This is a genomic window from Streptomyces sp. NPDC050738, assembly GCF_040654175.1.
Lineage (GTDB): Bacteria > Actinomycetota > Actinomycetes > Streptomycetales > Streptomycetaceae > Streptomyces.
This window is the reverse complement of record NZ_JBFAHN010000006.1, coordinates 1-12569: the sequence shown is the minus strand read 5'-3', so window position 1 is coordinate 12569 and position 12569 is coordinate 1. Positions and strand designations below refer to the sequence as shown.

The 12569-nt window shown below is 70.2% G+C and carries 11 protein-coding genes; 10 read left to right on the top strand and 1 reads right to left on the bottom strand.

Translation table 11 applies throughout. The features are described 5' to 3' along the window. Window positions 1–14 precede the first annotated feature (14 nt). Entirely contained in the window at window positions 15–1154 is a 1140-nt protein-coding gene (gene mnmA / locus AB0H78_RS16940; RefSeq protein WP_363235179.1) for a tRNA 2-thiouridine(34) synthase MnmA, read from the top strand. Here the strand turns inward: mnmA and AB0H78_RS16935 are convergent. Continuing rightward, window positions 1133–1456, bottom strand: coding sequence for a DUF427 domain-containing protein (locus AB0H78_RS16935; RefSeq protein WP_363235178.1), 324 nt, complete (start codon window positions 1454–1456; stop codon window positions 1133–1135). The genes mnmA and AB0H78_RS16935 overlap by 22 nt on opposite strands. A 61-nt stretch (window positions 1457–1517) precedes the next feature. Here AB0H78_RS16935 and AB0H78_RS16930 point away from each other — a divergent pair, with 61 nt between their 5' ends. From AB0H78_RS16930 to gatB, 9 genes are all read left to right on the top strand, one after another. After that, window positions 1518–2057, top strand: coding sequence for a TIGR00730 family Rossman fold protein (locus AB0H78_RS16930; RefSeq protein ID WP_363235177.1), 540 nt, complete (start codon window positions 1518–1520; stop codon window positions 2055–2057). Window positions 2058–2073: 16 nt separating this feature from the next. Further along, the gene (locus AB0H78_RS16925) at window positions 2074–2763 is read left to right on the top strand and encodes an SDR family oxidoreductase (RefSeq protein WP_363235176.1); all 690 of its coding nucleotides are present in this window, start codon (window positions 2074–2076) and stop codon (window positions 2761–2763) included. Then, complete coding sequence (locus AB0H78_RS16920) at window positions 2760–3764, top strand: methionine synthase (RefSeq protein ID WP_363235175.1); 1005 nt, start codon at window positions 2760–2762, stop codon at window positions 3762–3764. The genes AB0H78_RS16925 and AB0H78_RS16920 overlap by 4 nt, the downstream gene beginning before the upstream one ends. Before the next feature lie 27 nt (window positions 3765–3791). Next, window positions 3792–5987: an NAD-dependent DNA ligase LigA gene (gene ligA, locus AB0H78_RS16915; RefSeq protein WP_363235174.1), complete on the top strand. Its 2196-nt coding sequence runs from the start codon at window positions 3792–3794 to the stop codon at window positions 5985–5987. A 327-nt stretch (window positions 5988–6314) separates the two neighbouring features. Beyond that, window positions 6315–8417 carry a bifunctional diguanylate cyclase/phosphodiesterase gene (locus AB0H78_RS16910; RefSeq protein ID WP_363235173.1) on the top strand — a complete coding sequence of 701 codons (2103 nt, stop codon included), beginning with the start codon at window positions 6315–6317 and terminating at the stop codon, window positions 8415–8417. 278 nt (window positions 8418–8695) lie between these two features. After that, a complete protein-coding gene (gene gatC / locus AB0H78_RS16905; RefSeq protein ID WP_206967598.1) occupies window positions 8696–8992 on the top strand; it encodes an Asp-tRNA(Asn)/Glu-tRNA(Gln) amidotransferase subunit GatC in 297 nt (98 codons plus the stop codon). A 5-nt stretch (window positions 8993–8997) separates the two neighbouring features. Further along, a complete protein-coding gene (gene gatA / locus AB0H78_RS16900) occupies window positions 8998–10500 on the top strand; it encodes an Asp-tRNA(Asn)/Glu-tRNA(Gln) amidotransferase subunit GatA (RefSeq protein ID WP_363235172.1) in 1503 nt (500 codons plus the stop codon). Continuing rightward, complete coding sequence (locus AB0H78_RS16895) at window positions 10497–10742, top strand: hypothetical protein (protein WP_363235171.1); 246 nt, start codon at window positions 10497–10499, stop codon at window positions 10740–10742. Before gatA ends, AB0H78_RS16895 begins: the two co-directional genes overlap by 4 nt. 15 nt (window positions 10743–10757) lie before the next feature. Continuing rightward, window positions 10758–12269 carry an Asp-tRNA(Asn)/Glu-tRNA(Gln) amidotransferase subunit GatB gene (gene gatB / locus AB0H78_RS16890; RefSeq protein ID WP_363235170.1) on the top strand — a complete coding sequence of 504 codons (1512 nt, stop codon included), beginning with the start codon at window positions 10758–10760 and terminating at the stop codon, window positions 12267–12269. The last annotated feature ends 300 nt before the right edge of the window (window positions 12270–12569 follow it).

Here is a 12569-nt window from a genome sequence, read left to right as displayed (position 1 = left end):
ACCCTGGTACGGCTATGACTCAGACACCCCAGCGCCCCCTCCGTGTGCTCGCCGCCATGTCAGGCGGCGTGGACTCCGCCGTCGCCGCCGCCCGAGCCGCGGAAGCCGGGCACGACGTCACCGGTGTGCACCTGGCGCTCTCCGCCAACCCGCAGTCCTTCCGTACGGGAGCACGCGGCTGCTGCACCATCGAGGACTCGCGCGACGCCCGCAGGGCCGCCGACGTCATCGGCATCCCCTTCTACGTATGGGACCTCGCCGAGCGCTTCCGCGAGGACGTCGTCGAGGACTTCGTCGCGGAGTACGAGGCCGGGCGCACCCCCAACCCCTGTCTGCGCTGCAACGAGAAGATCAAGTTCGCGGCGCTGCTCGACAAGGCCCTCGCGCTGGGCTTCGACGCCGTCTGCACCGGCCACTACGCCACGGTCGTCCTCACCGAGGACGGATCGCGCGAGCTGCACCGTGCGTCCGACATGGCCAAGGACCAGAGCTACGTCCTCGGAGTGCTCGACGAGCGCCAGCTCGCGCACGCCATGTTCCCGCTCGGCGACACCCTCACCACCAAGGACGAGATCCGCGCCGAGGCCGAGCGCCGGGGCCTAGCAGTAGCCAAGAAGCCCGACAGCCACGACATCTGCTTCATCGCCGACGGCGACACCCAGGGCTTCCTCGCGGACCGCCTCGGCGGCAAGGCCGAGGGCGACATCCTGGACGAGTCGGGTACGAAGCTCGGCAGCCACGACGGCGCCTTCGGCTTCACCATCGGCCAGCGCAAGGGCCTGCGCATCGGCCACCCGGCGGCCGACGGCAAGCCGCGCTATGTGCTCGACATCTCGCCGGTCAACAACACCGTGACCGTCGGCCCCGTAGAGGCCCTGGACGTCACCGCGCTGACCGCGATCAGGCCGCGCTGGTGCGGGAACGCACCCGCCGGCCCGGGGACGTACACCGCACAGCTGCGCGCCCACGGCGGCGAGACCGAAGTGAGCGCCGAACTCGTCGGCGACGAGCTGCAGGTGCGCTTCGACGACGCGGTCCGTGGCGTGGCGCCCGGCCAGGCGATCGTGCTCTACGACGGCACCAGGGTCGTCGGCTCGGCGACGATCGCCACGACCGAGCGGGTCTCCGCGGGTCAGACGACCTCGGTGTCGTAGAAGCAGAAGTGGTCCTTGATCAGGGCCACTTCGTCCTTCGGCTCCGGGTACGCCCAGACCAGGTCGGCCGCCTCAGGCAGCGACCAGTAGGAGGCGTCGCCCTTGAAGGGGCAGTGGGTGTGCGTCTCGGAGGCGGTCAGGAGGTCGGTGCGTACGTCCTCGGGCGGCAGGTAGTAGCGCACCGGACAGCCCGTCTCGCGCAGGACGAGCGGGCGGGTGCTCTCGGCGAGGACCCGGCCTTCGCGTACGACCCTGACATGGTCGGTGGACTCTTCGACAGTGATGCGGTGTCCATTTGTCATGGGTGTTTCAGCGCTCGGAGACGGCCCGTTCTTCCCGTCGAGATCCTTGTACGGTGAACGTATGAACATCTGCGTCTTTCTCTCCGCCGCCGACCTCGACGACCGCTACACCCGCCCCGCCCGTGAATTCGCCGAACTCATCGGCAGGGGCGGCCACGCGCTGGTGTGGGGCGGGTCCGAGAGCGGGCTGATGAAGGTCGTCGCGGACGGCGTGCAGGAGACGGGTGGGCGGCTGGTGGGGGTGTCCGTGGACTTCCTGGCCGCGAGGGCGCGTACGAACGCCGACGAGATGGTGATCGCGAAGGACCTCGCCGAGCGCAAGGCGCTGCTGCTCGCCAAGTCGGACGCCGTCGTGATCATGGTGGGCGGGACCGGGACGCTCGACGAGGCGACGGAGATCCTGGAGCTGAAGAAGCACGGCAAGACCACCAAGCCGGTGGTGCTGCTGAACACCGAGGGCTTCTACGACGGGCTGAAGCAGCAGTTCCAGCGGATGGAGGACGAGGGCTTCCTGCCGGTTCCGCTGACTGACCTGGTGTTCTTCGCCGAGGACGGGGTGGCCGCGCTCGCCTACCTGGAGGAGAGCGTGGGCATCCAGTAGTGCGAGCATGGGCCGTATGGCAACACATGTGATCACGGGTGCAGGTTCCGGCATCGGCGCGGCCGTCGCGCGCCGCCTTCAGGAGCGCGGTGACGACATCGTGCTCATCGCGCGCGATGCCGGACGCGCCAAGCAGCTCGAAGCGCGGTACCCGGGAGCGGGGACGATGGTCGCCGACCTGGCGGAACCGGAGCGCATCTCCAAGGTGTTCGGCATGCAGGCCATGCCCGCGGAGGTCGACTCCCTGCTGCACATCGCGGGCATCGTGGACCTCGGCCCCGTCGCCGAATTGCGGGCGAAGACCTGGCAGCAGCAGCTCAACGCCAACCTCGTCTCGCCGGCCGAGCTGACCCGCCTCTTCCTGCCCCAACTCCGCATGGCCAAGGGGCACGTGCTCTTCGTCAACTCGGGCGCCGGCCTCGAAGCGCACGCCCAGTGGGGTGCGTACGCCGCTTCCAAGCACGGTCTCAAGGCCCTCGCCGACTCGCTGCGGCACGAGGAGCACGAGAACGGCGTACGGGTGACCTCCGTCTACCCGGGCCGCACCGCCAGCCCCATGCAGGCCAAGGTGCACTCGCAGGAGGGCAAGGAGTACGACGCCTCGAAGTGGATCGACCCCGAGTCGGTGGCGACGACGATCCTCATGGCGATCGACCTGCCGCGCGACGCCGAGGTCAACAACCTGACCGTTCGGCCCGGTCGATGAGCGACGACACCACCTGGACCTGGGGGCCCGCGACCGGCATCGGCTCGATGCCCGGCGGTGACGCGCGCGAGACCGCCAAGACGGTTGTCGGGTCCTTCGAGGACTTCCCGTACCTGGCCGAACTGCCCGCCCGCGGCCCCGGCGCCGACATGCTCGGCCGCACCATCGGCATGCTCGTCGAGATGTACGCCCATGTGGAACCCAGCGGCTGGCGCGTCAGCGACCGGCCCGGGCGCGACACCAAGCGGGCCAGGTCCTGGCTCGGCGAGGACCTGGACGCGATCGAGGAGTTCACCCAGGGCTACGAGGGGCCGCTGAAGATCCAGGCGGTCGGTCCCTGGACCCTGGCCGCCGGACTCGAGCTGCGCGGCGGGGAGTCGGCGCTCGGGGACCCGGGCGCCTGCCGTGACCTCGCGGGCTCGCTGGCCGAGGGGCTGCGGGCCCATCTCGCGGATGTACGGCGGCGGGTGCCGGGCGCACAGGTGGTGCTGCAGCTGGACGAGCCCTCGCTCATCTCCGTACTGCGCGGGCAGATCAGGACCGCGAGCGGCTACCGCACCCACCGGGCCGTGGACCGGCAGGTCGTGGAGGGCACGCTGCGCGAGGTCATGGGCGTGACGGAGGGGCCGTCCGTGGTCCATTCCTGCGCGCCCGACGTGCCGTTCGCACTGCTGCGGCGGGCCGGCGCGGCAGGCATCTCGTTCGACTTCTCGCTCCTCACCGAGCGTGACGAAGAGGCGATCGGGGAGGCCGTCGAGGGCGGTACGCGGCTCTTTGCCGGTGTCGTGCCCGGCACGGAAGGTCCATTGTCGGACCCTGCCGGTAGCGTCATGGGTGTCAGGACGTTGTGGCGCAGGCTGGGGCTGAATCCGGGGACTCTCGCCGAATCGTTGGTGATCACCCCGTCGTGCGGTCTTGCGGGGGCTTCGCCCGCGTATGCCCGTGCGGCGCTCGCGCACTGCGCCAGGGCGGCGAGATCGCTCGCGGACAACCCTGAGTAACCAGCTCAGTAACGGGAGGACTTGAAGGTGGCTGTCGAACAGCAAGGGAATGTGCCCGCCCAGGCACGGGAACAGCACGCCCAGCTGGCCGAGCAGATCGAGGAGCACCGCTTCCGGTACTACGTGAAGGACCAGCCGGTCGTCAGCGACGCCGAGTTCGACCAACTGCTGCGCGCTCTGGAGGCCCTGGAGGACGAGTACAGCGAGCTGCGGACCCCGGACTCCCCGACCCAGAAGGTCGCCGGGGACTATGAGACGGAGTTCACCAAGGTCGAGCACCGCGAGCGGCTGCTCTCCCTGGACAACGCCTTCGACGACGCCGAACTGGCCGCCTGGGCCGAGCGCGTGGCGCGTGACGTCGGCAGCACGCCGTACCACTACCTCTGCGAGCTGAAGGTCGACGGCCTCGCGGTCAACCTGACGTACGAGAACGGCAGGCTGACCCGCGCCGCCACGCGCGGCGACGGCCGCATCGGCGAGGACATCACCGCCAACGTCCGCACCATCGCCGACATCCCCGACCGGCTGAAGGGCGAGCGGATCCCGGCGCTGGTCGAGATCCGCGGTGAGGTCTACTTCCCGATGGAGGCCTTCGAGGGGCTGAACGCCCGTCTCGTCGAAGCCGGCGACAAACCCTTCGCCAACCCCCGCAACGCGGCGGCAGGTTCGCTGCGCCAGAAGGACCCCAAGATCACCGCGACCCGCCCGCTGCATATGGTGGTGCACGGCATCGGGGCCCGCGAAGGCTTCGACATCGACTGCCTTTCGCATGCGTACGAACTGCTCCACGAATGGGGACTGCCGACCGCCACCCAGAACCGGGTCGTCGACTCGCTCGACGGCGTGCGCGAGTTCATCACCTATATCGGCGAGAACCGCCACTCGGTGGTGGAGCACGAGATCGACGGCGTGGTCGTCAAGCTCGACGAGATCCCGCTGCAGGGACGGCTCGGCTCCACGGCGCGCGCTCCGCGGTGGGCGATCGCCTGGAAGTTCGCCCCGGAAGAGGTCAACACCAAGCTGATCAACATCCGTGTGGGCGTGGGCCGCACGGGGCGGGTGACGCCGTACGCACAGGTCGAGCCGGTGACGGTGGCCGGCTCCGAGGTCGAGTTCGCCACCCTCCACAACCAGGAGGTGGTGAAGAAGAAGGGCGTCCTCATCGGGGACACGGTGGTGCTCAGGAAGGCCGGGGACGTCATCCCGGAGATCCTCGGCCCGGTCGCCGATCTGCGCGACGGCAGCGAGCGGGAGTTCGTGATGCCCGCCGAGTGCCCCGAGTGCGGTACGCCGCTGCGGCCGATGAAGGAGGGCGACATCGACCTCCGCTGCCCCAACGCCCGCTCCTGCCCTGCCCAGTTGCGCGAGCGCGTCTCGTATCTGGCCGGCCGTGAGTGCCTGGACATCGAGAACTTCGGTGCGGTCGTCGCGGCCGCGCTGACCCGCCCGCTGGAGCCTGCCGTCCCGCCGCTGCTGGACGAGGGCGATCTCTTCGACCTCACCGTGGAACAACTGCTGCCGATCAAGGCGTATGTCCTGGACGCGGACAGCGGACTGCCCAAGCGGGATCCCAAGACGGGCGACGAGAAGATCGTCACCGTCTTCGCGAACCAGAAGGGCGAGCCGAAGAAGAACACCCTGGCGATGCTGGACTTCATCGCGGCCGCCAAGGAACGGCCGCTGGCCCGCTTCATCAACGGGCTCTCCATCCGCCATGTGGGACCGGTCGCCTCGGTGGCGCTGGCCCGGGAATTCCGCTCCATCGACCGTATCGACCAGGCGACCGAGGAGGAGCTGGCCGCCGTCGAGGGCGTGGGACCGACCATCGCCGCGGCGCTCAAGCAGTGGTTCGCCGAGGACTGGCACCGCGAGATCCTCCGTAAGTGGAAGGCCGCCGGCGTCAGCCTGGAGGAGGAGGGCGGCGACGAGGACCAGGGCCCGCGCCCGCTGGAGGGCCTCACCGTCGTCGTGACCGGAACGCTGGAGCGCCATACGCGAGATGGCGCGAAAGAAGCGCTCCAGAGCCTCGGAGCGAAGGTGACCGGCTCCGTTTCGAAGAAAACGGCCTTTGTGGTCGTGGGCGACAGCCCCGGCTCGAAGTACGACAAGGCAGTGCAGCTGAAGGTCCCCGTACTGGACGAGGACGGCTTCGCCGTCCTGCTGGAACAGGGCCCCGACGCGGCTCGGGAGGCCGCGGTGGCGACGGGCGAAGCGGAGGAATAGAGGGAGGGGTGCGCCGGGGAGAGACCACCCGTTCGGCCCATAGCAGAGCCTTAAGGGTGGCTGGGTCTCATTCGGGCAAGACCTGTAGAGCAGTGCCCGTCAGAGCCTTCTGCGGCCTACTGTTGAAAAGCGCACCTGTCGTGCACGGCTGAGTGGTGAGATTCAGGTCGTGGTGGCATGACAACGGGCCATCCGCGTGGCATGGGCACCGCCGGCTGTGAGGTAGGGACGGGAATGCTGCAATTTCCCGGGGGCAACCCCCGGACCCCCGGCCGGACAGGCAGGTCTGCCCGTGCGGCCGGGACGGTCTCGAGGAGGAGAGCCTGAGTGAAACCGACCCAGAGCGCCGATCAGGACTCACGGCTGCGCGGTTCAGGACTGTCCCGCACCGTCGTGGCGATGGCTGCCGTGGTGATGGGGATCGGGTTCTTCCTGGCCGTGCGGGACGGCCGCGCACTGTTCCCCGACTCCACGACGGGCTGGGCGCTCGCCGTGCTCACCGGCATCATCGTCGGACATCTGGTCGCGCTCGGCCGCGACCGCTGGTGGGGCGGGACCGGATCGGGTGCGGCGCTGACCCTGGCCGTCCTCCTGCTGTACGGCTGGCTGCCCGCCGCGCTGGTCTCCCTGGCCGTCGTCGTCCTGGCCGGGGCGGCACGGCGCAACCGCTGGCGGCAGGGGCTGCTGCACGGCTCGGTCGACATCCTGGGCATCGGCGCGGGCGCGCTGGTGCTGGCCGCGTTCGGTGACGTACCGACGGTGGAGCATCCGTGGGCCCCCGCGGACTGGGGATTCAGCTCCACACCCGAGGTCGTGCTCGCCGCCCTGGCCTACCTCGGCGTGACCCGGCTGCTGCTCTGGTACGCGCTGGCGCCGCGTGGCGGCGGACTGCCCACCGTCGCCCGCACCGCGCTGATGCGGCAGGGGCTCGTGGGGGTCGCGCTCCTGGGCATCGCCCCGCTGATCTGCGTGGTCGCGATGTCCGTCCCCGTACTGCTGCCGCTCTTCGCCGTGCCGTTGATCGCGCTGGACTCCACGCTCTGGATCGCCAGGGCCAGGGCGGAGGAGCAGCTGCGCGATCCGCTCACCGGACTGCCCAACCGTCAGTGGCTGTTGGAGCGGACCTGGTCGGCGCTGGAGGACGCGGAGAACGATGGCGCGAGAGCCGCACTGGTTCTGATCGACCTCGACCGCTTCCGGTCGGTCAACGACACGCTGGGCCATCTCGCGGGCGACCGGCTGCTGTTGCAGATCGCCGACCGGCTGAGGCTGGCACTGCCGCGCGGGGCGGAGGCCGCACGGCTGGGCGGCGACGAGTTCGCGGTCCTGCTGCCGGTGACCGACTCGGCGACCAGCGCCATACAGATCGCCCGCCGTCTGGTCGCGGAACTGGGCGCGGCGCTCGACCTGGACGGGCTGACGCTGGTGCTCGAGGCGAGCGCCGGCGTCGCTGTCTTCCCCGACCACGCGCTGGACGCTGAGGGGTTGCTGCGCCGGGCGGACGTGGCGATGTACCAGGCGAAGCGGGACCGTACGGGAGTCGAGGCGTACGAATCCAAGCGCGACTCCAACACCCCTGACCGGCTGGGCCTGTTGGGCGATCTGCGGCGGGCGCTCGACGCGGGCGACGTGGAGCTCCACTACCAGCCCAAGGTGCGCTTCGACGGTCAGGTGGCGGGACTCGAGGCGCTGGTGCGGTGGGTGCACCCGGAGCGCGGGCGGGTCTCCCCGGACGAGTTCATCGCGATCGCCGAGACGTCGGGGCTCATGCCGCACCTGACGGAGTACGTACTGGAAACGGCGCTCGCGCAGGTCGCCCGGTGGCGCAAACAGGGACTGAAGGTGCCGGTCGCGGTGAACGTCTCACCGAGAGACGTGCACACACCGGGCTTCGCGGGCGCGGTCGCCGCGCGGCTGGCCAGGCACGGGGTCCCGGCGGGGGCGCTGCAGCTGGAGATAACGGAACACGTGCTCCTCGAGGACCCCCAGCGGGCCGCCGACACACTGGCCGGGCTGACCGGGCACGGCGTGAAGATGTCGCTGGACGACTTCGGCACGGGGTATTCGTCGCTGGTCCACCTGCGCAAGCTCCCGGTGAGCGAGCTGAAGATCGACCGGTCGTTCGTGGCGCGCCTCGCGGTGGACAACGAGGACGCGGAGATCGTCCGCTGCACGATCGACCTGGCCCACTCGCTGGGCCTGGTCGTGGTCGCCGAGGGCGTCGAGGACGACGAGACCTGGGAGCGGCTGCAGGAAATGGGCTGCGACGCGGTCCAGGGCTGGCTGGTGGCCGCCGCGATGCCTCCTGCGGAGGCGACGGCCTGGCTCCTGGCCAGGGGCCCGCGCGGCTGGCAGCGCCCTGCGGTGCTGGCGCTGGAGGCGGCCCGGGAGCTGGAGTCGGGCTCCTCGTCGGGGCAGACGGTCAAGTAGCGCCCGCGGGCCGGCGGTGGGTGCGCACGGCCTGGCGGCCGTGCGGGGTCGCCGTGCGCCCGTGCCTCCCGGTTCCCCAGGTCGATCCACTCGCCCAGCTCCCGCACATTCCAAGCCCGCACCAGGCAAAATCAAGCCCCTCCGGCGCTTGAGGAGCGGGGTCCGGGGCGGAGCCCCGGGGTGGGGGCGGGCCGCCCAGGGGAAACCGATTCGGGGCATGGGGCCGCGCCCCATAGGATTGGCCCCCACACCATCACACGCACCCCGTGAGGATCCGCATGCCTGGCATCACGCGCGAGGAGGTCGCCCACCTCGCCCGGCTGGCACGTCTGGAGCTGAAGGCAGAAGAGCTCGACCACTTCGCCGGACAGCTCGACGACATTCTCGGCGCGGTCGCCCGCGTCTCCGAGGTCGCCGACCAAGACGTACCGCCGACCTCCCACCCGCTGCCGCTGACGAACGTCATGCGCAAGGACGAGGTCCGTCCCTCGCTCACCCCGGAGCAGGCCCTCTCCGGCGCCCCCGCCCAGGAGCAGCAGCGATTCAAGGTGCCGCAGATCCTGGGGGAGGACTAACACCCATGTCGGACCACAGCACCATCATCAAGCTCACCGCAGCCGAGATCGCCTCGAAGATCGCCTCCGGCGAGCTCACGGCCGTCGAGGTCACCGAGGCCCACCTGGCCCGGATCGACGCGATCGACGAGAAGGTCCACGCCTTCCTGCACGTCGACCGTGAGGGCGCGCTCGCGCAGGCCCGCGCCGTCGACGCCAAGAAGGCGGCCGGCGAGAAGCTGGGCCCCCTGGCCGGCGTCCCGCTCGCGCTGAAGGACATCTTCACCACCGAGGGCATCCCGACCACCGTCGGCTCCAAGATCCTCGAAGGCTGGATCCCGCCGTACGACGCGACGGTCACCAAGCGCCTCAAGGCCGCCGACGTCGTCATCCTCGGCAAGACCAACATGGACGAGTTCGCCATGGGGTCCTCCACCGAGAACAGCGCGTACGGCCCGACCGGCAACCCCTGGGACCTGACCAAGATCCCCGGCGGCTCCGGCGGCGGCTCCTCCGCCGCCCTCGCCTCCTACGAGGCCCCCCTCGCCATCGGCACGGACACCGGCGGTTCCATCCGGCAGCCCGCCGCCGTCACCGGCACGGTCGGCGTCAAGCCCACGTACGGCGCGGTCTCCCGCTTCGGCATGGTGGCGTTCTCGTCCTCCCTCGACCAGGGCGGCCCCTGCGCCCGTACGGTCCTGGACGCGGCACTCCTCCACGAGGCCATCGCCGGACACGACCCGCTCGACTCGACCTCCATCGACGCCCCGGTCCCGCCGGTCGTCGAGGCGGCCCGCAACGGCTCGGTCGACGGCATGCGCGTCGGCGTCGTCAAGCAGTTCCGCGGCGAGGGCTACCAGGCCGGTGTGCTCCAGCGCTTCGACGAGTCCGTGGAGCTCCTCAAGGAGCTCGGCGCGACCATCGTCGAGCTGGACTGCCCGTCCTTCGACCTCGGGCTCTCCGCGTACTACCTGATCGCCCCCTCGGAGTGCTCCTCCAACCTTGCCCGCTTCGACGCCATGCGCTACGGCCTGCGCGTCGGCGACGACGGCACGAAGTCCGCCGAGGACGTCACCGCCCTGACCCGCGAAGCCGGTTTCGGCGACGAGGTCAAGCGCCGCATCATCCTCGGTACGTACGCGCTCAGCTCCGGCTACTACGACGCGTACTACGGCTCCGCCCAGAAGGTCCGCACCCTCATCACGCGGGACTTCGAGAAGGCCTTCGAGAGCGTCGACGTGATCGTCTCGCCGACGACGCCCACCACCGCCTTCCCGATCGGCGAGCGCGCCGACGACCCGATGGCGATGTACCTCGCGGACCTGTGCACCATTCCGACCAACCTGGCCGGCAACTCCGCCATGTCGCTTCCCTGCGGCCTGGCACCGGAGGACGGTATGCCCGTCGGCCTGCAGATCATCGCGCCCGCCATGAAGGACGACCGGCTGTACAAGGTCGGTGCCGCGGTCGAGGCCGCGTACAACGCCCGTTGGGGACACCCGCTGCTCGAGGAGGCTCCGTCGCTGTGAGTGATAGCAAGCTGGAGAAGGCCAAGGGTTTCAAGCACTCCAAGCCCGGCCTGTACCTGTCCATCGGCACCACCCTGTTCGGCGCACTCAGCGTCAACAAGCAGGTGAGGAAGGCGCGCGGCGAAGGTGACAAGCTGCTGCTCGTCGACGCCGTGATCTCCGCCGCCGCCGTCGCCACGGGCGTCGCTCTGCTCCTCCGTGAGCTGAAGCACCTCGGCGACGACGACGTTCTGCTGGGCTGAGAGGGAAGTTTCACCGTGACAACCACGACTGACCTGGTGGCGTACGAGGAAGCCCTCGCGACGTACGACCCCGTCATGGGCCTTGAGGTCCATGTCGAGCTCGGCACCAGGACCAAGATGTTCTGCGGCTGCTCCACGGAGCTGGGCGCCGAGCCCAACTCGCAGACCTGCCCGACCTGTCTGGGACTGCCCGGCGCGCTGCCGGTCGTCAACGAGATCGGCATCGAGTCGGCCATCAAGATCGGCCTCGCGCTCAACTGCGAGATCGCCGAATGGTGCCGCTTCGCCCGGAAGAACTACTTCTATCCGGACATGCCGAAGAACTTCCAGACCTCTCAGTACGACGAGCCGATCGCCTTCAACGGCTATCTGGACGTCCAGCTGGAGGACGGCGAGATCTTCCGGGTGCAGATCGAGCGCGCCCACATGGAGGAGGACACCGGCAAGTCGCTGCACGTCGGCGGCGCGACGGGCCGTATCCACGGCGCCTCGCACTCCCTCCTGGACTACAACCGGGCCGGCATCCCGCTCATCGAGATCGTCACCAAGCCGATCGAGGGTGCGGGGGAGCGTGCTCCCGAGGTCGCCAAGGCGTACGTCGCCGAGCTGCGCGAGCTCATCAAGGCGCTCGACGTCTCCGAGGCCCGGATGGACAAGGGCCAGATGCGCTGCGACGTGAACCTGTCGCTCCGGCCGCACGGCCGCGAGGAGTTCGGTACGCGCTCGGAGACGAAGAACGTCAACTCCCTGCGCTCCGTGGAGCGTGCGGCACGCTTCGAGATCCAGCGCCACGCGGCGGTGCTCAACTCCGGTGGCACGATCATCCAGGAGACCCGGCACTTCCACGAGGAGGACGGCTCGACGACGTCCGGCCGTATCAAGGACAACGCCGAGGACTACCGCTACTTCCCCGAGCCCGACCTCGTGCCGGTCGCCCCGGCCCGTACCTGGGTCGAGGAGCTGCGCGGCGGTCTGCCGGAGCTTCCGCGGCTGCGCCGCAACCGGCTGCGCGAGGACTGGGGCATCTCGGAGGACGTCATGCAGACGATCCTCAACGCGGGTGCGGTCGACCCGATCGTCGCCACGATCGCGGAGGGCGCGGATGCCGCGTCGGCCCGTAAGTGGTGGATGGGCGAGCTGGCGCGCAACGCGAACGACACCGGCCGCGCGCTGGACGAGCTGCCGATCACCCCGGCCGAGGTCGCGCGTGTCGCGGCCCTGGTCGCGGCGGGCGACCTCAACGACAAGCTGGCCAAGCAGGTCATCGAGGGCGTCCTCGCGGGCGAGGGCACGCCGGACGAGGTCGTGGCCAAGCGTGGCCTGAAGGTCGTCTCGGACGACGGCGCGCTGGGCGCGGCGGTCGACGAGGCCATCGCGGGCAACGCGGCGATCGCGGACAAGATCCGGGGTGGCAAGGTCGCGGCGGTCGGTGCGCTGGTGGGTGCGGTCATGAAGACGACGCGCGGCCAGGCGGATGCGGCGCGCGTCAAGGAGCTCATCCTGGAGCGGCTGGGCGTCGAGGGCTGATCCCCGCTCCTGGGGGCTCCGCCCCCAGACCCCCGTTCCTCAATTGCCGGAGGGGCTTGATTTGCTGAGCATCGTTTTCATGGTGCAGGTGCGAACGCAGCGCAGTGAAACTCAGCCCGTCCGGCGATTGAGGACGAGCGGCCGGAGGCCGCGATCGGGGGCGCAGGGGGCGTAGCCCCCGCGAAGCGGGGCCGGGAGCGCGCTCCCCGGCCCCCCCCCCCCCGCCGGGGGGGCCGGGGGCCCCCCCCCGTTTGGGGAGGGGGGGGGCATGGGCGGTGGGACCGTCCGCCGGCCGCCCGG